The 22,836-nt window shown below is 65.6% G+C and carries 16 protein-coding genes; 6 read left to right on the top strand and 10 right to left on the bottom strand.

Annotated features, from left to right (window positions below; translation table 11 throughout):
• The first annotated feature begins 19 nt into the window (after positions 1–19).
• Positions 20–1,645 (top strand): sigma-54-dependent transcriptional regulator, encoded by a 1,626-nt coding sequence (locus R2669_RS23995; RefSeq protein ID WP_316902368.1) that lies wholly within the window; start codon positions 20–22, stop codon positions 1,643–1,645.
• The gene (ampD, locus tag R2669_RS23990) at positions 1,638–2,234 is read left to right on the top strand and encodes a 1,6-anhydro-N-acetylmuramyl-L-alanine amidase AmpD (protein ID WP_316902367.1); all 597 of its coding nucleotides are present in this window, start codon (positions 1,638–1,640) and stop codon (positions 2,232–2,234) included. The genes R2669_RS23995 and ampD overlap by 8 nt, the downstream gene beginning before the upstream one ends.
• A 569-nt stretch (positions 2,235–2,803) precedes the next feature.
• Here the strand turns inward: ampD and R2669_RS23985 are convergent.
• The 3 genes from R2669_RS23985 to R2669_RS23975 are packed head-to-tail and all read right to left on the bottom strand — an operon-like array spanning position 2,804 to position 7,261.
• Entirely contained in the window at positions 2,804–4,963 is a 2,160-nt protein-coding gene (locus tag R2669_RS23985; RefSeq protein WP_147213786.1) for a phosphocholine-specific phospholipase C, read from the bottom strand.
• A gap of 36 nt (positions 4,964–4,999) precedes the next feature.
• Complete coding sequence (locus tag R2669_RS23980; protein WP_316865430.1) at positions 5,000–5,200, bottom strand: hypothetical protein; 201 nt, start codon at positions 5,198–5,200, stop codon at positions 5,000–5,002.
• 30 nt (positions 5,201–5,230) lie between these two features.
• The gene (locus R2669_RS23975) at positions 5,231–7,261 is read right to left on the bottom strand and encodes an alkaline phosphatase family protein (RefSeq protein ID WP_316902366.1); all 2,031 of its coding nucleotides are present in this window, start codon (positions 7,259–7,261) and stop codon (positions 5,231–5,233) included.
• A gap of 650 nt (positions 7,262–7,911) precedes the next feature.
• Between R2669_RS23975 and R2669_RS23970 the strand changes: the two genes are divergently transcribed.
• The 3 genes from R2669_RS23970 (at position 7,912) to R2669_RS23960 (ending at position 13,456) form a co-directional block, all read left to right on the top strand.
• A complete protein-coding gene (locus R2669_RS23970; RefSeq protein ID WP_316902365.1) occupies positions 7,912–10,884 on the top strand; it encodes a ribonucleoside-diphosphate reductase subunit alpha in 2,973 nt (990 codons plus the stop codon).
• A gap of 116 nt (positions 10,885–11,000) precedes the next feature.
• A complete protein-coding gene (locus R2669_RS23965; protein ID WP_147213782.1) occupies positions 11,001–12,209 on the top strand; it encodes a ribonucleotide-diphosphate reductase subunit beta in 1,209 nt (402 codons plus the stop codon).
• Positions 12,210–12,373: 164 nt separating this feature from the next.
• Positions 12,374–13,456 (top strand): M14 family metallopeptidase, encoded by a 1,083-nt coding sequence (locus R2669_RS23960; RefSeq protein WP_316902364.1) that lies wholly within the window; start codon positions 12,374–12,376, stop codon positions 13,454–13,456.
• Here the strand turns inward: R2669_RS23960 and R2669_RS23955 are convergent.
• From R2669_RS23955 to R2669_RS23925, 7 genes are all read right to left on the bottom strand, one after another.
• A complete protein-coding gene (locus R2669_RS23955; protein ID WP_316902362.1) occupies positions 13,453–14,349 on the bottom strand; it encodes an EamA family transporter in 897 nt (298 codons plus the stop codon). The two genes, R2669_RS23960 and R2669_RS23955, sit on opposite strands and share 4 nt — an antisense overlap.
• 108 nt (positions 14,350–14,457) lie before the next feature.
• Entirely contained in the window at positions 14,458–15,798 is a 1,341-nt protein-coding gene (locus tag R2669_RS23950; protein WP_147213759.1) for a peroxidase, read from the bottom strand.
• A gap of 118 nt (positions 15,799–15,916) precedes the next feature.
• Entirely contained in the window at positions 15,917–17,464 is a 1,548-nt protein-coding gene (locus R2669_RS23945) for a methyl-accepting chemotaxis protein (protein ID WP_316902360.1), read from the bottom strand.
• Between the two features lie 215 nt (positions 17,465–17,679).
• On the bottom strand, positions 17,680–18,135 hold the full coding sequence (locus tag R2669_RS23940) for a DUF2147 domain-containing protein (protein WP_316902359.1): 456 nt from the start codon (positions 18,133–18,135) through the stop codon (positions 17,680–17,682).
• Positions 18,136–18,201: 66 nt separating this feature from the next.
• Positions 18,202–19,317, bottom strand: a complete 1,116-nt coding sequence (locus R2669_RS23935; protein WP_316902357.1) for a collagen-like triple helix repeat-containing protein — start codon at positions 19,315–19,317, stop codon at positions 18,202–18,204.
• Positions 19,318–19,449: 132 nt separating this feature from the next.
• Positions 19,450–20,247, bottom strand: a complete 798-nt coding sequence (locus tag R2669_RS23930) for a collagen-like triple helix repeat-containing protein (RefSeq protein WP_316902356.1) — start codon at positions 20,245–20,247, stop codon at positions 19,450–19,452.
• Between the two features lie 293 nt (positions 20,248–20,540).
• Positions 20,541–20,831, bottom strand: coding sequence for a hypothetical protein (locus R2669_RS23925; RefSeq protein WP_316902355.1), 291 nt, complete (start codon positions 20,829–20,831; stop codon positions 20,541–20,543).
• Between the two features lie 1,152 nt (positions 20,832–21,983).
• On the opposite strand from R2669_RS23925, the gene R2669_RS23920 reads away from it, so the two are divergent.
• Positions 21,984–22,559 carry a histone H1-like DNA-binding protein gene (locus R2669_RS23920; protein ID WP_004632965.1) on the top strand — a complete coding sequence of 192 codons (576 nt, stop codon included), beginning with the start codon at positions 21,984–21,986 and terminating at the stop codon, positions 22,557–22,559.
• Positions 22,560–22,836 lie beyond the last annotated feature (277 nt).

Here is a 22,836-nt window from a genome sequence, read left to right as displayed (position 1 = left end):
GCCGATCTTCTGCTGATCCATGTCCAAAGCCGCCATCGTTCGCGAACCCATTCTCGTCGTCGATGACGAAGCCGACCTGCGCGAGCTGCTGGAAATTTCGCTGCGCCGCATGGGGCACGACGTCGTGCTCGCCAGCGGCTTGGCCGAGGCGCGCGAGGCACTCTCCCGCCAGCGCTTCGCGCTCGTGCTGACCGACATGCGGCTGGGTGATGGCCTGGGCATTGAACTCGTGCGCCAGCTCTCTGCCACGGCCGACCGCACGCCGGTGGCCGTCATCACCGCCTATGGCAGCGCCGAGAACGCGGTGGAAGCGCTCAAGGCCGGCGCGTTCGACTACATCGCCAAGCCGCTCTCGCTCGACCAGCTGCGCAGCCTCGTGCTGAATGCGCTGGGCCGCCAGCAGCGCGATCCCGATCCGGGCAACGCCGATCTGGCCGAGCGCACCAACGATCTGCTGCCCGGCCATTCTGCCGCGATGCAGGAGGTGCGCCGCTCGCTGATGCGCCTCGCGCGCAGCATGGCGCCGGTGGTGATCAGCGGCGAATCCGGCAGCGGCAAGGAGCGTGCGGCGCGCGCCATCCATGCGCTGTCTGCGCGTGCATCGCGGCCGTTCGTGGCGGTCAACTGCGGCGCGATTCCCGAGAACCTGATGGAAGCCGAGTTTTTCGGCTACGTGAAGGGCGCCTTTACCGGCGCCGACAGCGATCGCCAAGGCTTCTTCCAGGCCGCCAACGGTGGCACGCTCATGCTCGATGAAGTGGCCGACCTGCCGCTCACGATGCAGGTGAAACTGTTGCGCGCGTTGCAGGAGCGCCGCGTGCGCAAGATCGGCGAAAGCCGCGAAGACCCCGTCGACGTGCGCGTCGTGTGCGCGAGCCACCAGAACCTGGCGCGGCTTGTGGCTGCCGGCCGTTTCCGCGAAGACTTGTTCTACCGCCTGAACGTGCTGGAACTGCGCATGCCCACGCTGCGCGAGCGCGCCGAAGACGTGCCTGTGCTGGCCGGCGTGCTGCTCGAACAGCTCGCCAGCCGCTACGGCGATCCGCGCCCCAAGCGCCTGACGCGACCGGCGCTGCAGCAACTGTGTGCGTATCCGTTCCCGGGCAACGTGCGCGAGCTGGAGAACCTGCTGGAACGTGCGTACGCGTTTGCGGAAGGCGAGTCGATCGACGTGGACGACCTTGGCGCGCTCGGCGCCGAGATCGAACGCTCGCCGCTGTTCCACCGCACGCGCGAGGCGCAGGCTGCCGCGGCCGGCCATCATCCGATGTCACCGGCGCCGATGGCGAGCTGGCCCGATGCCGTCTACATGCCGGCGCCCGTGCAAAGCCCCATGGGGATGCCGCAACCGATGGCACAGCCCGAGCCGGCACCCGCTGCGCAGCCGGCGGAGCCGGCTCTGCCGAGCGTTTCGCTGCCGATCGACCTGCCGGCCTACCTGGAGTCGGTCGAGCGCAACGTGATCCTCGCCGCGCTGGACCAGACCGGCTTCAACCGCACGGCGGCGGCCAAGCTGCTTGGGCTCTCATTCCGTCAGTTGCGCTATCGCATGCAGCAGCTTGGCATTCGCGATCCGCGTGACGTTGAAGCGTCGCCGGGCAGCGTCGGCGAGGCGGCCGGAAATGGGCTGAACGGCGATGCCTGAACGGTTGCATATCGGCGCTGACGGATGGGTGGATGGCGCGCGCCGCCATCCCTCGCCAAATATCGACGCACGGCCCGAAGGTATGCCGATCGACCTGATCGTGCTGCACAACATCAGCCTGCCGCCTGCGCAATCCGCGGCGGACTTCGGCACCGACCACGTGCTCGACTTCTTCACCAACACGCTCGACTGCGACGCGCATCCGTATTTCGATCAGTTGCGCGGCGTGCGCGTGTCGGCGCATTTCTTCATCCGCCGCACGGGGGAATGCGTGCAATTCGCGTCGTGCGATGCGCGCGCCTGGCATGCCGGTGCGTCGGACTTCTTCGGCCGCCCGCGCTGCAACGATTTTTCGGTCGGCATCGAAATCGAGGGCACGGACGATCTGCCCTTCACGCCCGAGCAGTACGCCACCACGGCGTCGCTTGTGCGGGCGATCTGCGCGGCGTATCCGATTGCGGCGATCGCCGGTCATTCGGACATTGCCCCGGGCCGCAAGACGGACCCCGGACCGCATTTCGACTGGGCGCATCTGCGCGCGCTCGGCGGATTCAACGCGGCGTTGTTCCCGTATCAGCACGCGCTCTGACGCGACACCTCTCTGACGCTTCACGGTCTGCGGCTCAAGTACGAGGGTAGAACCGTGGAGCGTCACCCTCCCAGACTCAGGCGCGAGGGTGAAACTGTGGAACGTCAATGTCCAGGCCTCGCACGCGAGCCTAAAACCGTGGAACGCCACAGTCCGAGGGTCGCGCACGAGGGTAAAACTGTCGATGTCTCCACTGTTTGAGGCTCACGCACGACGGTCAAACCGTGGAGCGTCACGGTCCGAGGCTCGCGTGCGAGTGTGAAACCGTGGAGCGCGACCGTCCGAGGGTCATTTCGTCGATCCATCCGTGAACGATTCCAGGGTCGGAGGCTCGCGCACGACAGTTGAACCTCCGAACATGGCGGTCTGAGCCCCACGCGTGCGGATAAAAGCCTCGAACGTCAGGATGTAAGGCTCAAGCGTCGGGGTTAAACCGTGGCGTTCCAGCGTTCGAGGTCGACACGTCGCAGGCCGCCCGCCCTACGCAGCGCCGAAACGGAAGGGGGCAGCCCGCTTTGGAAGGCTGCCCGCATCTTTCCCTGCTTCTCTTTCTACTTCAGAGCCCTACCTCAAGTGCCCATCGCCGGGTCGGACACGCCGTCCTTGCCCGTTTCCATGCGGCCGGCAAAGCGCCGCGTGAAGCCGCCTTGCGGCACCGTCACCGTGAAGTCGTACCAGTTGCCCTGGCGCGCGATCGGCCAGTGCTGGTCGAGCTGCTTGCCGGCCGGGATGTCGAACGTCCACGGGCCGTCGTTGCGGTACGCGTTCGGCTTGACGGTGAAGGTGCAGCCGGCGGTGCCGGTGTTCATCATCGTCACGTAGACCTCGGCGTTGGCCAGGTCGTAGCACACGCGGATTTCGGGCGCGCTCGAACCCGCCGCCGACACGGCGCTCACATCGCCCGAGAACGCGCGGTGGAAGCCGTTCGGGCCGAGCACCCACAGGTCGTACTTGCCCTTGTCAGCGGTGAACACGTCCCAGGTGTCGTCGAGCATCTTGCCGGGCTCGACCGCATAGCGGCGCGGCACGCGGTCCAGATGCAGGCGGTCGTACACGTGGAAGACGGCGGCCGCCGTTCCGGTGTTGCTGAAGATCAGGCGCAGCGCGCGGTTGGTGGCGTCTTCGCGCGCGCTGACGTGCAGTTCGTACGGCAAGGCGCGGGAGGGGCGGGTGCCGGTGGCTTGCGTCGGCATCTGCTGCGCCGTGACGGAGGGCAGCGGCACCTGCGGCTTCAACCCTTGCGCGGTGCGGATCGAGTCGGCGGTTGCCTTGTCGCGGCTGGGCAGCGTCGGCAGCGTTTCGGTGTTCGGGTTGACGAAGTTGAAGGCGCTGGTCAGGTCGCCCAGCACCGCGCGGCGGTACGCGCTGATGTTCGGCTCCTTGACGTTGAAGCGCAGCTCCAGGAAGCGCAGCACCGAGGTGTGATCGAACGCCTGCGAGTTGACCCAGCCGCCGCGGCTCCACGGCGAAACGATGTACATCGGCACGCGCGGGCCGGGGCCGTAGGGGTGTTGGTCCGTGTGATATTCGCCGGCGGTGCTCACCGTCGACTTGCCGGCCAGCACGCCGTTGTCATAGGCGGGTGCTGCGGGTGGCGGCACGTGGTCGAAGAAGCCGTCGTTCTCATCGAAGTTGATGAACAGCACGGTCTTGCTCCACACGGCCGGGTTGGCGGTGAGCGCGTTGAGCACTTCCTGCGTGTACCACGCGCCCTGCACGGGGCTCGACGGGCCCGGGTGCTCGGAATACGTGGCCGGCGCGACGATCCACGACACCTGCGGCAGCTGGCCGGCGGCGATGTCGTCCTTCAAGGCCTGCAGGAAGCCGCCGTCGGGCATGGTGTTGCCGACGCCCTTGATGAGCGGGCTGACGGTTTCGTCGGCCGGCGTGTACGGCGGGAACGGGCTGCCGTCGGCCAGGTTGCCGCGCGCGGCGTTGGCATCGCGGTAGGCCTTGAAGCCGGCGAGCGGGTTGTCGGTGAAGTTGTCCGGCATGTTCTGGTAGACCTTCCACGACACGCCGGCCGCCTGCAGGCGCTCGGGGTAGGTCGTCCAGTTGTACGTGACGCTGGCGTCGAGGTGGTCGCCGCTGTTGTCGATGACGGGGCCGCCCGCCGCGCCGGTCGGATCGTTCGTGCCTGTCCAGTGAAACAGCCGGTTGGTGTTGGTGCCGCCGTGGAACGAGCAGTGGTACGCATCGCACAGCGTGAAGGCGTTGGCCAGCGCGAACTGGAAGTCCAGCTCGGCCTGCTTGTAATAGCCCATCGACTGCGTCTGCTTGTAGGTCGGCCACTTGCTCATGCGGCCGAGGTCCCACGCGTTCTGCGCATCGGGGTAGCTGTGCGGCGTGCCAGACACGCGCTGCGCGTTGCCGGCGCTGCTGTCGAGGTAGTACGGCAGCACCGTGCGGCTCGGTCCGCTGCTTGGCACGTAGGTCTGCTGCCAGACGTTCAGGCCGCCGGCCAGCGGGATGGGGAAGCGGTCGCCAAAGCCGCGCACACCTTGCAGCGTGCCGAAGTAGTTGTCGAACGAGCGGTTCTCCTGCATCAGGATCACCACGTGTTCAACGTCGCGCATCGTGCCGGTGGCGTTGTTGGCGGGAATGGCCAGCGCGCGGCGGATCGACGGCGGGAAGGCGGCGAGCGCAGCGGCGGAAATCGCCCCCGTGCTGGCCATCTTGAGGAAGTTGCGGCGGCTGCCGTTGTTGGCGTGGTTCGTGTCGGAAGTCATGTCGGTCTCAAACGCAAGTCGATGGGAAGCCGCGCGTTACGGAGCGCAGTGCAGGGTCGGCTTGTTGGCCGGCGGCTGGCCGGGTTGATCGGGCTGAGTGGCGCCGGGGCCAGTGCCGGTACCGGGCGTGCCATCGTTCGAATCGCCGCCGCAGGCCGACAGCGACAAGGTGGCGGCGCACAGCAGCACGGCGGCCAGCCGGTGCGGCCGCGCGAGAGGGTGGATGAAGGGCTTCATGAGCGGTCTCGTTCGGGTTGGGGGAGGAGGTCAGGGGTTCAGCGACGACAGCGGCTGGTGCGAACCGTTGATCGTCTTGAGTTCGTCCAGCGTCAGCCGGCGCGTCCACATGGCGAGGTCGTCGTAGGCCATCACGCCCTTGAGCGAGCCCGGGTTGTTGGGCACGTAGTTGTGCGTGGCGTCGTCGTTCAGGCCCCAGACCTTGGTGGCCAGGCCATTGAGCTTCGTGACGTCGGTGTTCGCGATGGCCTTGTCTTCCACCTTCTGTACGCCCAACACCGGATCAAGGATGTACGCGCTGAACCGCTTGGCCTGCGCGTCGACCGACAGGGCTAGATACGCCCATTGGTTGGCGCTGAACTTCATGCCCTGGATGTCGTCGCGCTTGCCGCCGCTGCCCAGGTTGAAGCGCACCTCGCAGCCGCCGAACAGGCCGAACGCGATGCCCGCATTCGCGCCGGACGTGTAGTCCTTGTTGGCGAGGATCGGCTCGCCGGTGCCGTTGCCCTGTGTGCAATCCGACTTGAACCAGAAGCCGATGGTGAATTGCGGGCTTAGCGCGATGTCGGCGCCGTTCTGCGTGAGCTTGTAGGCGTCGATGCGCGAATCGACCGAAAGCGCCGTGCCGCCAAACGGGTCGGCCGTTGCGGAGCCGCCGTCGGTGCCGGCCACCCACGGGCCGATCGCCGAACTGGCTTTTCGGTCAGTCGGCGGCAGCGGATCAAAGCTGTAGTACGCCGCCAGGCCGTTGGTGAGCGAGGTGGCCAGCGGCGTTGGCGCAACGTAGCTGATCTGCGCGAGCATCGACACCGGCACGTTGTTGCGCACCAGCGTGTAGTTGATGCGGTAGATGCCGCTGGCGGTGGCGATGTTGCTGTCGGTGTACTGCGTGGCCGTGGCGGGCAGCGTGGCAACGGGCTTGCCGTCGCGCAGCACGGTGATCGGGCCGCTGGCAGCGGTCGGGTTTTGCCAGTTCAGCACCAGCGAGGCGTTGTACGCACCCACGGTGCTCTGGAGGTTGCGCACCCCGATCGCGTTGGCGGTGAGCGCCGTGCCGTCCAACTTATGGGCGGTTGCCGGCACGGCGGCGTTCAATTGCGCCAGCACCGTCGGCACGATGTCGGCCTCGCTCGGCAGCGCGGCCAGCGTGGCTTCCGACGTGGGCGCCGCCATGCCGGTCTTGCCGAGCACGGCGTTGACCGGCTTGTTCAGGGCGATGAAGGCGGTGCGGTTTTCCAGCGTCGGCGCCGACGTGGTGGCGCCCGTGGCGTCCAGGCCGTGGCTGGTGGTGACGACAACGAGCCAGTCTTCGTTCGGGTTGGCGGTGCGGCGCTGGGCGATGGCGGCCTGCAGTGTGCCGAGCGCCTGGTCGAGGTTGGCCAGCGCAGCGGTGTACGCATCGCTCTGCAGGCCCGAAGCCAGCGCGGCGGCGGCCGGCGCGGTGTATTGCGCGAAGACGACGTCGTAGCCGGACTGCACGAGCTTCACGCTGTTCTGCGTCACGCAGGTGTCCACCTGGGCGCAGTCGACGAGCGTGTCGAGATTGCCGGCTTGCTGATCGGCCTTGAGCAGCGCGGGCAGTGTGGCCGAGCTGACGGCAGCGCCCAGCCGTTGCGTGGTGCCGGCTGCCTTTGCGGCGTTGCGCGCGTAGCTGAACACGCTTGGGGCGGCCAGGGTGGTGACGGTGTCGTCCGTCACGCCGTGGCGGTTTTGCCAGGCACCGGTCAGCACGGTGGCCCAGCTGGGTGTGTCCAGCGGCGGCTGGGCGGTGGTGGTGCCCAGCGTGCCGCCGGTCGATGCCGGCATCACCGCCAGCGCGCCCAGGTTCGGCAGGCTGCGCTGCAAGAGCGCGCTCTGTACCTGCGCATAGGTGGCGCCGTCCACGCCGACCACCAGCACCTTCTTGCTGGCGCTGGTGGATGGTGTGTCGGTGCTGCCCTGGTTGGCGATGGGGCCGCCGTCGCCCCCGCCGCATGCGGTCAATGTGGTCGCCAGCGTCGCGGCCACGGTCGTGCTCAGCGCGGCCGTCAGCAGGCGCCGGGCGGGGTGATTCCAAGCCATGTCAATTTCCTCGGTCGTTGTGCGCGGCGCTCGGTGTCTCGCCGCTGTGATTGCGCTCCCTGCAATGCGACCGAAGCGTAGGGTGGAGGCCTGTCGCTCAAGTGACAGCCGCGGCAAGAATGCTGATGCGGCTATTCGGATTTCTTGAGCGGAGGAATGTCGGGGAATGCCCCGGCGCGCGGCACGCATGCACCGGTGCAGTGCGCCGCACACATACCCCTACCGTAGATGAGGTGACGTCTATTGAACTTGTGACGTCGATAGAAAGAATTATTCTGGAGAGACGGTCATTGCGACGCCGCACGCCAGTCCCGCCGACCCTTTGTGCAGACTGGCGTAGCGGGTTTGCGGCACCGCAGTTGCGGGTGAAAAATAGCCATCTGCCCCCACCTGTCAAGTCTAGGCAAATTCGATTGGGCCACTATACTTAGCGTCAATCCCGGAGTTGAGCACTAGATGTAGTGGTCGCTTTCCGGGATTCTTATTTCAGCGCCACGCGGGGGCGGGCGTACGGCAGGTCGAGCCGGCGCTTGGGGGCTGAGGAAAGGCAGGGGTCTTTTCCGTCTCATTTCTCCGCATGGCGCAAGGGTTCGCCAAGGTGTTTCACCCATCGGCGAGCCAATAAAACGAACGGTTCAACAGGAGTCCACATGCAGACGGCCCAACCAGAAATCCACTCCGGCACCGCCAACCCCTCCCAATTTGCGCAAAGCGCTGGCGGCACGGCCGCTGCCCCCAGCACTGGCTACGCGGACTACAAGATCATTCGCCGCAACGGCGCCGTGGTGAGCTTCGAGCCTTCGAAGATCGCCGTGGCCATGACCAAGGCTTTCCTCGCCGTGAATGGCGGGCAGGGTGCTGCTTCCGCGCGTGTGCGCGAGCTGGTTGACCAACAAACGCAGAACGTCGTGCGCGCACTGCTGCGCAGCCGCCCGAACGGCGGCACGTTCCATATCGAAGACGTGCAGGACCAGGTGGAACTGGCCCTGATGCGTTCGGGCGAGCACGACGTGGCCCGCGCCTACGTGCTGTACCGCGAGCGCCGCGCCCAGGAGCGCGCACAAGCCGGTGAAACCCAGCAGCAGCCGGCCTTCATCGGCCTGAACGTGACCGACGGCGGCATCACCCGCCCGCTGGACATGGCAGCGCTGCGCAACGTGATCGTCTCGGCCTGCGAAGGTCTGGGCGACGCGGTGGATCCGGAGCCGATCCTCAAGGAAACGGTCAAGAACCTGTATGAAGGCGTGCCGATGACGCAGGTGTACGACTCGGCCATCCTGGCCTCCCGTACCCTGATCGAAAAGGACCCGGCGTACAGCCAAGTCACGGCGCGCATCCTGCTGCACACGATCCGTCGCGAAATCCTCGGCGAAGAAGTCACGCAAGCGGAAATGAGCACGCGCTACGTCGACTACTTCCCGCAGTTCATCAAGCGCGGCATCAACGCCGAGCTGCTCGATGACAAGCTGGCCCAGTTCGACCTGGCCAAGCTGGGTGCCGCGCTGGACGCCTCGCGCGACTTCCAGTTCAACTACCTCGGCCTGCAGACGCTGTACGACCGCTACTTCCTGCACATCAACGAAACCCGCATCGAGATGCCGCAGGCGTTCTTCATGCGTGTGGCGATGGGCCTGGCGCTGAACGAAATCGACCGTGAAGCCCGCGCCATCGAGTTCTACCAGCTGCTGTCGTCGTTCGATTTCATGTCGAGCACGCCGACGCTGTTCAACTCGGGCACGCGTCGCTCGCAGCTGTCGTCGTGCTACCTGACCACCGTGTCGGATGACCTGGACGGCATCTACGAAGCGCTGAAGGAAAACGCGCTGCTGTCGAAGTTCGCAGGCGGCCTGGGCAACGACTGGACCAACGTGCGCGCGCTCGGCTCGCACATCAAGGGTACGAACGGCAAGTCGCAAGGCGTGGTGCCGTTCCTGAAGGTGGTCAACGACACGGCCGTGGCCGTGAACCAGGGCGGCAAGCGCAAGGGCGCCGTCTGCGCGTACCTGGAAACGTGGCACCTGGATATCGAAGAATTCCTGGAGCTGCGCAAGAACACCGGCGACGACCGCCGCCGCACGCACGACATGAACACGGCCAACTGGATTCCGGACCTGTTCATGAAGCGCGTGATGGAAGGTGGCGAGTGGACGCTGTTCTCGCCGTCCACCTGCCCTGACTTGCACGACAAGGTCGGCAAGGCATTCGAGCAGGCCTACCTGGCCTACGAAGACAAGGTCGCGCGCGGCGAGATCAAGCTCTTCAAGAAAATGCCGGCGCTGCAGCTGTGGCGCAAGATGCTGGGCATGCTGTTCGAAACCGGCCACCCGTGGATCACGTTCAAGGATCCGTGCAACATCCGCAGCCCGCAGCAGCACGTGGGCGTGGTGCACAGCTCCAACCTGTGCACGGAAATCACGCTGAATACCAACGACAGCGAAATCGCCGTGTGCAACCTCGGTTCGGTCAACCTGGTCGCTCACCTGGTCAAGCAGGCCGACGGCAGCGTGGTGCTCGATCACGAGAAGCTGAAGAAGACCGTGCGCACTGCCATGCGCATGCTCGACAACGTGATCGACATCAACTACTACGCGGTCAAGAAGGCACGGGACTCGAACCTGCGCCACCGTCCGGTCGGCATGGGCATCATGGGCTTCCAGGACGCGCTGCACGTGCTGCGTGTGCCGTACGCCAGCGAGGCAGCGGTGCAGTTTGCCGACACGTCGATGGAAGCCGTGTGCTACTACGCCTACTGGGCGTCGACCGAACTGGCCGAAGAGCGTGGCCGCTACAGCAGCTACAAGGGCTCGCTGTGGGATCGCGGCATCCTGCCGCAAGACTCGCTCAAGCTGCTGGCCGAAGAGCGCGGCGGCTACCTCGAAGCCGACATGTCGTCGACGATGGACTGGGACAGCCTGCGCGGCCGCATCAAGCAGTACGGCATGCGCAACTCGAACTGCGTGGCGATCGCCCCGACGGCAACGATCTCCAACATCATCGGCGTGTCCGCTTGCATCGAGCCGACGTACCAGAACCTGTACGTCAAGTCGAACCTGTCGGGCGAATTCACGGTGGTCAACGACTACCTGGTGCGCGACCTGAAGGCGCGCGGCCTGTGGGACGAAGTGATGGTCGCCGACCTGAAGTACTTCGACGGCTCGCTGGCCCGGATCGACCGCATTCCGCAAGACCTGCGCGACCTGTACGCAACGGCCTTCGAAGTGGAACCGCAATGGCTGGTGGAAGCTGCATCGCGCCGCCAGAAGTGGATCGACCAGGCGCAGTCGCTGAACATCTACATGGCCGGCGCGTCGGGCAAGAAGCTGGATGACACGTACAAGCTGGCGTGGCTGCGTGGCCTGAAGACCACGTACTACCTGCGCACGATCGGCGCCACGCACGTCGAGAAGTCGACCGTGTCGCGCGGCACGCTCAATGCGGTGTCGTCGGGTAGCGATACAGGTGGCGTGTCGGCCGCGGGTGCATCGGGCGTGACGTCGGCCGCGCCGACCAGCGCGCTGGATGCCGCCGCTGCCACCGCCCAGGCGATGCCGGAAGCAGAAGGCGCCGTGTGCACGATGCGCCCGGGCGACCCCGGTTTCGAGGAATGCGAAGCCTGCCAATAAGTCAAAACAGTGTCTGAGGTTGCTCCCGCGCAAGCGGGGGCGCCGTGATCTGCACGACACTGGACTCGCGCTCCGAAAGAGCGGGAGCGACGCGCAAAGAATTAGGAGAAACACATATGCTGAGCTGGGACGACGACGTCAAACCTGCCGCACAACCGCAAGCTGCACCGCAGCCCGCGTATCAACCGCAGCCGCAACTGCAAACAGCCACCGCCGACCAGGGCGGCGTGCTGCCCCCGTCGGCCACGCAGGCCGCCGGCACGGGCATCCTCGGCAACAACCCGAACGCTGCCGCCGCACAGAGCAACCGCCGTGTGAACGCTGCCGACAAGCGCGTCATCAATGGCGCCACCGACGTCAACCAGCTGGTGCCGTTCAAGTACAAGTGGGCGTGGGAAAAGTACCTCGCCGGCTGCGCGAACCACTGGATGCCGCAGGAAATCAACATGTCGCGCGACATCGCCCTGTGGAAAGACCCGAACGGTCTGACCGAAGACGAGCGCCGCATCATCAAGCGCAATCTGGGCTTTTTCGTGACGGCCGACTCGCTGGCCGCCAACAACATCGTGTTGGGCACGTACCGCCAGATCACCGCGCCGGAATGCCGCCAGTACCTGCTGCGCCAGGCGTTTGAAGAGGCGATCCACACGCACGCGTACCAGTACATCGTTGAATCGCTGGGCCTGAACGAGGCCGAGATCTTCAACGCGTACCACGAGGTGCAGTCGATCCGTGACAAGGACGAGTTCCTGATCCCGTTCATCGACACGCTGACCGATCCGTCGTTCAAGACCGGCACGCCCGAGAACGACCAGAAGCTGCTGAAGTCGCTCATCGTCTTCGCCTGCATCATGGAAGGCCTGTTCTTCTACGTCGGCTTCACGCAGATCCTGGCGATGGGCCGTCAGAACAAGATGACCGGCGCTGCCGAGCAGTACCAGTACATCCTGCGCGATGAGTCGCTGCACTGCAATTTCGGTATCGACCTGATCAACCAGATCAAGCTGGAGAACCCGCATCTGTGGACGGCGGAGTTCAAGGCCGAGATCACGGAGCTGTTCAAAAAGGCCGTCGACCTGGAATACCGCTACGCAGAAGACACCATGCCGCGCGGCGTGCTGGGCCTGAACGCACCGATGTTCAAGGGCTACCTGCGCTTCATCTGCAACCGCCGCTGCCAGCAGATCGGCCTGGACGCGCTGTTCCCGAACGAAGAAAACCCGTTCCCGTGGATGAGCGAGATGATCGATCTGAAGAAGGAGCGCAACTTCTTCGAGACGCGCGTAATCGAGTACCAGACCGGTGGCGCGCTGTCCTGGGAGTGATCTGAGCTAGCCGCTCAACGCTCGTTCGACCCGGCATCAACGTAGACAGGCGACGCACCACGCGTCGCCTGTTTGCATTTCGGGCGATCGATTCACGCGCGTGCGATTGCGCCGCGCCTGTCAGCCATGGCAGGCTGCGGCAACCACTGCACCGGATCCCTCCCATGACGGTCGAAGCCTTCTTCTCGCAGACCTACGATGAAGCCCGCGGCAAGTTCCTCGCTGCTGCGCAGGCCCGGGGGCTCCGCATCGAGCGCCATCTGCATCCGGATGCGGTCGGGCCGTCCGGCGAGCAGCTTTCCATCGACACCGCGTTGTTTGCCCCGGCGCAGGCTGAAGCGCTGCTGATCGTCACCTCCGGCGTTCATGGCGTGGAGGGGTTCTGTGGCTCCGGTTGCCAGACCGGCTTGCTGCGAGACGACGAACTCTTCGTGCGGCTGGCAGCTGGCAAGGTCGCGCTGCTGCTGGTGCACGCGGTCAATCCGTATGGGTTTGCGCACCTGCGGCGCGTGAATGAAGACAACGTTGACCTGAACCGCAACAGCGTCGACTTTGCCGAGGCCGCATCGGCGAATCCGGCCTACCTTGAAGTCGATCCGCTGCTGCTGCCGCGCACGTGGCCGCCCAGCCAGGCGGATCAGGCAGCGTTGCAGCACTACATGGTCACCCGCGGCGAAAAAGCCCTGCAAGACGCCGCAACGAGCGGCCAATACCGCGTGCCGAACGGCATGTTCTACGGCGGCAGTACGCCGTGCTGGAGCACGCTGCAGATGCGCGGGATCGTGTCGCGGCACGCGGCCGGCATGTCGCGCCTGGTGTGGATCGACCTGCATACCGGGCTCGGCCACTACGGCCACGGCGAGAAGATCTTCAACAGCCCCGATCCCGCCGAACTTGAGCGCGCCATGCGCACGTGGGGCGCCGATGTCCGGCCGATTGCTGCCGCCGGTTCGGTCTCTTCGGTGGTCAAAGGCGATTTGGTCGGCATCGCCTACGAACTGCTGTCCGGCATCGAGAAGACCTGCGTCACGCTTGAGTTCGGCACGCTCGCGCCGCTGGCAGTGCTGCAGGCGCTCCGGGCGGACCACTGGCTGTATCGCCATCCGGAGCAGGGCGCCGCGCAACGGGCAGGCATCCGCCGGGCGCTACGCGATGCGTTCTATTGCGACGTGCCGGAATGGAAGGGGATGGTCTACGCACAGACGCGCATGGCTGTATTGCAAGCCGTGGCGCGGTTTTCCGGCTAGCTTTGGACGGGCTTGGGCGCGCGCACCGTCAGCGCGCAGCCTGCTGACGCAGCGATGATGGCCAGGATCGCCACCCACTGGCGCCCGGTCAGTTGCTCCTGCAGCACGATCGCCCCGGCCAACGCGCCGATGGCGGGCTCGAGGCTCAGCAGCACGGAAAACGTCTTGCCCGGCAGATGCTTGAGCGCCACCATTTCGAGCGAATAGGGGATCGCGCTCGACAGCAGCCCGATGCCCAGTCCCGCCAGAATGAGCGAGGGCGAGAACAGCGCCCACCCGGCCTGCGCCACGCCAAACGGAATCGCAAACAGCGCACCGACCACCATGCCGATCGACGTCGCCTGGCCCGCATGCAGGCCGCCGAGGTTCTTGCCGGTGAGGATGTAGAGCGCCCAGCACACGCCGGCGGCCAGCGCATAAACAGCGCCCAGGTGGTCAACCTGCCCGACCGACTTGTCGGCCACCGTCAGCATCAGCAGGCCGGCCACCGCCAGCCCGATCCACACGAAATCCAGCGCGCGGCGCGACAGCAGCACGGCCAGCACCAGCGGCCCCGTGAATTCGATGGCGATCGCAATGCCGATCGGCAGCCGTTGCAGCGACAGGTAGAACAGCAGGTTCATGCTCGCCAGCGTGACGCCGTACAGCGCGATGCGGCCGGCATCTGCGCGGCTCAGGTGCAGGCGCCACGGCCGCCAGAACGCCAGCAGGATCACCGCGCCGATCGTCACCCGATACGTGACCGTGCCCGCGGCGCCCAGCACCGGAAACAGCGTCTTGGCAAACGAATTGCCGAGGCACACGGAGGCCATCGAACCCATCAGCGCAAGGATGGGCATCCAGGGGGAGGCGGACGTCGTGGAAGTGGCGGAGGCGGAAGCAGCGGAAGACATGAGCGACAGCGGAGGCGCGGCAGAGGACGGCACAGCATAGCCGTGCACCGCCGAGAAATCGTTGCGTTCTCGGCGGTGCGGGCGTCGCTTTTTATCGAATTGGCAGGCTTACAGGGCGGCTGCGCTGGGGCGGATCACGTCGATCAGCAACACGCGCTGGCCTTCGCGTTCGCCGTCGGGGCGCGGGGTCACACCGCGCTGCGGGCGGGGGGCGGCGAGCGGCGCCGGGTCTTCGGCGCTCATGCCGAAGACGGCCAGTCTGGACGCCGCAATACGCTGCAGCGTGCCGCGCACGCCGGGCACGTCGAGGTCTTCGGGGTCGAAGCCGGTGGTGGCCGTCCAGTCGTCGCGGGCGATGTCCTGCAGGCCGTTGGCCATCTCGAACTGCAGCGACGCGCCAAAGCCCTTCTGCAGCGAGTGTGAACCGAGCAGGTATTCCGCCGTCAGGAAACCACGCAGCCGCGTCCAGAACGCCAGCGAACTGATGTTGCCGCTCTTGAGCGCGTGGCTCGGGGCGACTTCCCAGCTGTGGTCGAGCAGCTTGTTGATGAGGCGGCCCCAGGTCGGCACGTCGGTGCCGGCGGAGCAATCCTCGCCGGGGCCTTCCGGGCGCGCGAGTTGCCGCAGCAGGCCGGTGAATGAACCCGAAGTGGGCGCGCCGCCGGCGTGCGGGCCGGAGGGCCAGCGCCATTGCAGCGGCGAAGCCGGCCGGGCGCCGGGCCATTGCGCATGCTGCTGCAGGCCCGTGCAGGGTGTCAGGTAGCGCCACTGGCGCTGGTCGCGGCCCACGCGGCGCAGCGGGTCCAGCTCGGCGGACAGGTCGAACTTGCCCAGGAAGGTGGCGTTGCGCGACTTGATCGGCGAGCGCGCATAGACGTTGAAGTCGGGCCAGCCTTCGTACAGGTTGATCTGCGGCAGCGGGTGGTGTTTGTCGAGCGCATCGCCGGGCTGGTCGATGCGGCGGCTGGTGAGAAACAGCGCCCGGCAATCGAGGGTCGGAACCGCGCCGCGCAGGCGCAGCAGCACGAGCAGGTCGCCGAATTCCGCTGGGCGGGCTTCGGCGCGGGCCGGATAGGCGTGCGGCTGTTCTTCGGGCCAGAAGGTGGTCAGGCGCAGGGCCGAGCCCGGGAACGCACTGCGCAGTCCTTGCCGGAGCAGGCGCAGGCCGTCTGCGTGGCGCAGGATGCGCAGGACGGAAAGATCGTCGCGCAAGACGGCGTCGGGGTGGGGTGCGCGGCCGCCGTGCTCTGCGGCCAGCGCAAAGCGCCACAGCGCGGTGTCGCTGGCTAGATCTTGTGCAGCGACATCGCGCACGGCACTGGAGCGGCCGCCGGACATCGGCTCATGGGCGTCGCCGGCAGTGTCTCCTGCTGCGGCATAGGCGCTGGTGGTCGACCCGGCAATCGCGCCAAAAGGGCCCCTGAATGGCGGCCGGTTGCGCTCGGGCATGGCTATTCCAACATGGTTTTATCGATTCTCTGGCGCGCAGCATAGCACCATGCGACACACCAGAGAACGGCGCGGCGTCCCCCCCCTCGTTGGGGAATAGGATGTGAAATCCCGGCGATCAGGCGGTGCGGAACGACGCCACAGCGTCGCGCAGCATCTGTGCCTGTTCTTCCAGCGACAGCGCAGCGGCGGCGGCCTGCTCGACCAGCGCGGCGTTCTGCTGCGTCACCTCGTCCATCTGATTCACGGCCTGGTTGACCTGCTCGATGCCGGAGCTTTGTTCTTCGGAGGCCGAGCTGATCTCACCCATGATGTCGGTCACGCGCTTGACCGCGACCACCACCTCGTCGATCACGCTGCCCGCCTCGGCCACCAATGTGGTGCCGTTTTCCACGCGGCCGACCGAATCGCCGATAAGTTCCTTGATCTCCTTGGCCGCCCCCGCCGAGCGTTGCGCCAGGTTGCGCACCTCGCCGGCCACCACGGCAAAGCCGCGGCCCTGTTCGCCGGCACGCGCCGCTTCAACTGCGGCGTTGAGGGCGAGGATGTTTGTCTGGAACGCGATGCCTTCGATCACGCCGATGATGTCCGCAATCTTCTTGCTGCTTTCGTTGATGCCCGCCATGGTGTCGATCACCCGGCCGACCACCTCGCCGCCCTTGGCAGCAATGTCCGACGCGCTGACGGCGAGCGTGCTCGCCTGGCGCGCGTTGTCGGCGTTCTGGCGCACGATGCTCGTCAGCTCTTCCATGCTCGAAGCGGTTTCTTCCAGCGAGGAAGCCTGCTCCTCCGTGCGTTGCGACAGATCGGCATTGCCGGCGGCGATCTGCTTGGTGGCACTCGCAATCGAGTCCGCCGATGTCTTGATATGACCGATGGTGCCGGTCAGTTGCTGCTGCATCTGCGCCATGGCGACCAGCATGCTGTCGCGGTCGCCGGGGCGGGTTTGCACGTGCACGGCCAGGTCGCCGCCGGCAATGCGGCGTGCGACCTCGGTGGCGTAGCTGGGCTCGCCGCCCAGCCCGCGCTGCACGTTGCGGATGATGATCGACATGGCCAGCGACACCGCGCCGCCCACCAGCAGAATGACGATCAGGTTGGCGAAGAGCGAATGGCGATACGCCGCATCCACTTCCTGCAGGAAGACGGCGCTGGAGAGGTTCCAGTCCCACGGCGCAAAGTGCTTCACGTAGCCGATCTTCGGCAATGCGGTCTCGCTGCCGGGCAGGCGACCCTGGTATTCGGCAAAGCCGAAGCCCTTGTCTTTGGCGGCATTGACGATGGTGGGGTAGACCAGTTTGCCGGTCGGGTCCTTGAAGCCCGCGGTGCTCTTGCCGACCATGTCCGCCAGCGTCGGGTGCATCAGCAGGATGAACTGCGAATCGACCACGAACAGGTAGCCGGTGGTGCCAAAGCGCATCGAGGCGAGCGTCGACAGCGCGGCTTTCTTGGCATCGGCTTCGCTCATGGCGCCTGATTGCGCGCGGCCGTGATACAGCTTGGCGATGCCCTCGGCGGCGTCCACCAGGTTCTGCAGGCCGACCTTGCGTTCGTCGAGCATGGTCGCGCGTGTCTCCATCGCGCTCCAGACGCCGACGCCGATCAGTCCCAGCCACATGACGGCCAGCGCCAGGCGCAGCTTTGCTTTGAGTGTCCACTGTCGCATGTCGCGTTTTCTCCACTTATTGTTTGACGACTCCGCAACGGTGTAACGGCGATGGCGTGGTCTTCTTTAATGGAGGTGCCGGGCGCGCAGTGTGCGGATTTCCGCAAAAAGAAGGCGCCGGCTTGCACCGGCGCCCGAAGAGACGGCGCCCCACCCACAAGGAGGGGGCGCCGCCGCGCGTTGGAGGTCTGCTGGGTTTCGCTATCGGCGGGCGATCATTGCTCGCGAATCCAGGTCTGCGTACGGCCCAGCAGGCTGATGCCCAGGAAGCCGCGCACATTCAGTTTCTGACCGTCTTCCGACAGCGACATCTTGGCGCTGTAGACCTTCCCGTTTTCCGGGTCCAGGATCTGGCCGCCATCCCAGTTGTTGTTGCCGTCCGCCTTCAGACCCGTGAGGATCGTCAGGCCCTTGATGGGTTGGTCCTTGCGGTCGTCCGTGCACTTGGTGCAGGTCTTGTTCTCATCGCCGGGCACCAGGATCTTGGTGACCTTGCCCGTGAACACGCCGCCGTTATCGACGATCGTCACTTCGCCTTTCTGTTTGCCCGTGTTGTCGTCGATGGTCTTCCAGGTGCCGGCAGGAGTGGCTTGCGCGAAGGCGCTGCCAGCTGCCACTGCGAGGGCCAGTGCGCCGGCCAGGCGCGCGAGAGTGTGGGGGGTATGTTGCATCGTGGAGTCTCCTTGTTGTCAGTCAAAAGAATCGGTGAGGGCGGATCGATGATGTCGGCGCAGGGATCAATGCGCGCTCAACGCACCGGTCAGGGGTGACAGCGGATTGCTGCCGGAGCCGCCGGCGGCGTTCGTGACGCCACCCAGCGCATTCGTAATCGGGGCGAGGGGGTTGCCGCTGCCGGCTGCGCCGCTCAGTGCGCTCGTGACCGGGGCCAGCGGATTGCTGCCACCGCCCACGCCGCCGCCGAGCGCGCTCGTGATCGGCGCCAACGGATTCGTCGAGCCGCCGCCGCTGCCGCCATTGACCAGGCCGCCGGCACTCGCCACCGTGCCGCCGACGGCGCCGACCACACCGCCCAGGTCAGCCGCGACGGGGTTGCCGCCGGCCGCGCCGACTTGCGCGCCCGCGCTCTGCAGGCCGCCGCCAACCGTATTCAGCGCACCGGCCAACGGGCCGCCGAGCATCGTCGCGCTGCCGACCGTCTGCGTGCCCTTCACGAGCTGCGACGACAGCGGCACGATCGCGTTGCTGGTCTGCTGCGTGATCTGCTGCACCGGGCCGCTCGACGTGCCAATCGTGACGAGCCCGCCGGCACCCTGCATCACCTGACCCAGCGCAGATACACCGCTGCCCACCGGCGACGTCACCGGATTCAGCGGCGCCAGCGGGCTGCCGGCGGCACCCAGATCCGAGACGGTCTGCCCTGCGTTGCCGACCGTCACCCCGGCGGAGCGGATCACGTCACCCGAGCTTTGCACCGTGGTGCCGACCGGGTCGGGCGTCGAGCCGATCTTGCCGAGCCCGTTGCTGATGCCGCCGCCCAATGTCTGGACCGTGTTGCCGGCGGAGGTGACCGTTGCACCCAGATCCTTCTGCGCCGCCGTGCCGCCGATGACGGGCACCGACGCCGTGCCGATCGTCGTACCAAGGTCGCTGACGGTTTTGCCCGTCTGCGTGACGACGTTGCCGCTGCTGCTGGCGACGTTGCCGACCGGCACCGCGCCCGGATCGTTGTTGGCCGTCGATGACGGTGTCGTATCGCCGTTCGGATTGCCGCCCGAAGCGCAGCCGGCCAGCGTCAGCACGGTCACTGCAGCGGCTGCCAGCAGCGTGCGCGACGCCGAAACGGCGGACGACGAAGCCGAAGAAGAAGTGTGGAGCGGGTTCTGAATCTTCATGGTGAGTCTCCTTGTAAGCGCGGCCCGTACCGCGTGTCACCGCCGGGTCAGAAGAACGCGCATCTGGCGTCCAGCGGGTAGCATCCGCCTGCGTTTGCTGTCGAATGCAAAGAAAGTTCTACAGAGCGGTGATCAGTGATGCACGCCGGATGTCACACCCGACAGCACACCGCCAACCAACCCGCCCACCGTTGCGCCGGCGCTGCCCAATCCGCCGAGCGGACCCGTTGCGGCCGTACCACCACTGCCGACTGCGCCGATCGAGCCGAGCGTACTGACACCAGGCAAGCCCGCCGTCAGCGAACCGATTGCCGACGTAACCGGCGCCAGCGCACCGCCGAGCGCGCCGGTCAACGCACCACCCGGCGCACCGCCTGCTGAGGACGGCGCCGCCGGCGCGGCGATCGTCGACAACCCGCTGGTGAGCGAGCCGAGTGCGCTGACTGTGTTGCCCAACGTTGACACCAGCGCATCGCCCTTGCCGGCCGTCGTGATCGTGCTGCCTTCACTGCCGAGCGCACTGCCCAGCGTCGACAACACGTTGCTCACTGGTGCACCGAGGCCAGTGGCCGCACCCAGCGTTTGCGTGGTCGAAGTCAGCGTGCTGGTGAGCGGCACGATGGCGCTGATGGTCGTGGTCGTCAGCTGCTCGACGGGGCCGGTCAGCGTCGCGATGGGTGTGCTGCCGGTCGATCCGGTGCTACCCGTTGCATTGCCGCTGTCGTTGTTTGACCACGTGGGCGAGGTCGATGCCGCAATCGCCGGCTTGGACTGCGAATCGCTGCCGCCGCCCAGCGACGTACCCATGTCGCCACTGCCCGAATTCGCGCAACCGGCCAACATGGCGAGCGATGCTGTCGCCAGCATGCACTGCAGGAACAGTCCGCACTTCGGCGGATTCGATTTCGACAAGAACGCTCGATCGCGCATCTTGTGCCTCCACTACTCAGAACAGAACGCTTGTTGGACCCCTTCTGTCTTGCGCTCTTTGCTCGTCGGGTTTGTCGTCGGCAGCCATGTGGGGTTGGCGACGACCTCCCTGTCTTCTCACGTGCCACGCGCAGGCCCGTGCCACACCGCGCGATCGATGCCGTGCTGATGTGGTGAGCGGATCGTGAAGTGAAACCGAATGACATGACAATCAGCGCCAACCTGACACCCGGATTTGCGGTTGCAGCAATTTGCGAACTCGATTTCGAATAAAACGCTACGGCAAGCCATTCTTAGGGCGATAAGGTTGCAGCAAAAATGGCCCGCGGATTGCCGTAGAACAATTCTTCTATCGTCGCAAAACAGCGTCGTTTCAAACGCAGTTGCGTAAAGTTTTCAGCGGTTGCTGAGCAGGGTTTTCCCGCGATCGGCGATCGGTCGAGCGTCGCGCGGGCCGCGCTGTCGAAGTCGTTCGCGCAGTCGGGCATCGTCGCGATCCGATGTCCGCGTCCGATGCATCGACATCCATCGCGCATGCGCGGATGCGAGTCGCGCTCATGCAGGCATCGATGCTTCGGTCCCATCGCAACCACCTCGCGCATCGGATGCGCGGCACGCGATTTGCGGCATGTGCATGCACGCTGTTGGTCGCCGCAATCGCATCGACTTCGCGCAGTGCGCGTCGACGGCGTTCGAGATGCAGATCAGCGTCGTCGTCGACACGCTCAACACGTCGATAGACGCGCGTCGATCGCTTCGATTGCGTGCGTATCGACGTGTCGAGCGCGAAAAATTCGCGCGCGTTGTCGCATCTACGCATCGTTTTTTTCGACGCGCATCGCGCAGCTCGCACGTCGTCGCGCACGACGGTGTCGAATGCGCACGAGTCGCGTGCGCGCGTTCATGATGCACACGCGCACAACATCGCGTGTTGCTGTAAACCGGCATGAACACTGGGTTTGCGGGACACGTGTGTCAACGTGGAGCAACGCCGTAACGTGATGTCACGACGCAAGAAAATGCGCATTCGCGACAGCGATCTGCGCGCATGCGCGATGCGAATCGCAGCGACGCACAGAGGCAGCGCAATCCTTCACCAAAACTCACCGCGCTTTTTGCATAAATCTCTTAACATCACCGCGCAAACGAATTATGATTCGCCTTGACAAGACGTTGACTTCGATGCAAGGGACCTTCGCGCGATCAACGACGATGAAGTTCCAAGCGGCAAGTGAAAGGTAGTCGAGGAGCGTAACCACTTTGATGCACGCCACGCCGACAGGGCTGTTCGAACTCGGTGCCGTCTCTGCGATCCCCCCGTCGGGATGGGCGTACTACCCCCAAAAGAAAACGCGCGCTCTCCAGTTTTCCGCTGTCCGCGAAGTCACGCTACAAGCGGCTTTGCGGTCTACGCAGCGATTCGCGCAAGATCAGATTTCGACCGGTGTGGCCACGATGCCCCGGTCCTCTCAATTGATGAAGACTCGCCGGATGCATTCTGTCCGGCCGACTGCGGCTGCGCTCGTGCGCGCAACCGGGGCGTGCAACTTGCTGCGTGTGTTCACCGCGCAAGTCGCAGATCTTCCTACCGAATTCATTAGCGTGCGACTGCCGTTTGGTGGCGCGCCGATGAATCGCTCGCTCGGTTGGTCTGGCGGTGCCAATGCATCGTGGGATCGGGCCGGTCGGGTTGCTCAATCTCGATAGTTCGATACCCAATCTTGAAGGAGTTTCCCATGGCAACTGCTGCTAAGAAGAAACCGGCCGCCAAGGCCCCGGCCAAGAAGGCCGCTGCAAAGAAGGCTCCGGCCGCCAAGAAGGCTGCTGCAAAGAAGGCTGCTCCGGCCGCTAAGAAGGCCCCGGCCAAGAAGGTTGCAGCTAAGAAGGTCGCTGCCAAGAAGGCACCCGCCAAGAAGGCCGCAGTGAAGAAGGTTGCAGCCAAGAAGGCTCCGGCCAAGAAAGCTGCAGTGAAGAAGGTTGCAGCCAAGAAGGCCCCGGCCAAGAAAGCTGCAGTGAAGAAGGTTGCAGCCAAGAAGGCTCCGGCCAAGAAAGCTGCAGTGAAGAAGGTTGCAGCCAAGAAGGCTCCGGCTGCCAAGAAGGCTGCCGCCAAGCCTGCTGCCAAGAAGGCTGCCGCGAAGAAGGCCCCGGCTGCCAAGAAGGCTGCCGCCAAGCCTGCTGCGAAGAAGGCTCCGGCCAAGAAGGCTGTCGCCAAGCCTGCTGCTGCTCCGGCCGCTGCACCTGCTGCACCCGCTGCCAAGACCGCGCTGAACCCGGCTGCGGCATGGCCGTTCCCGACCGGCAACCGTCCGTAAGTCATTCTGACGACGGTGATCCTCCGGGACCACAGCGGCGCGCAGGTCGCGCCCACCTGATCGGATACTGCGTATCCGGTCCGCAAGGCCTTGGTGCCTTGCACCGCCCGCCGATCGGCTCACGCCCCGGCGGGCTTTTTCTTGCCCGCGCGTTGCGCATACGTTCCTCGCGAGCATAAAAAAAACCGCACCGGCGCGATGCCGATGCGGTATTTCCGATGAATCCCTCGGCGTATCAGCCGAGCGCAATCGATCAGTGCGTGACGCGCGTCACGCC

This window comes from Ralstonia edaphi (assembly GCF_958350185.1).
Lineage (GTDB): Bacteria > Pseudomonadota > Gammaproteobacteria > Burkholderiales > Burkholderiaceae > Ralstonia > Ralstonia edaphi.
This window is presented reverse-complemented; position numbering and strand designations above follow the sequence as displayed.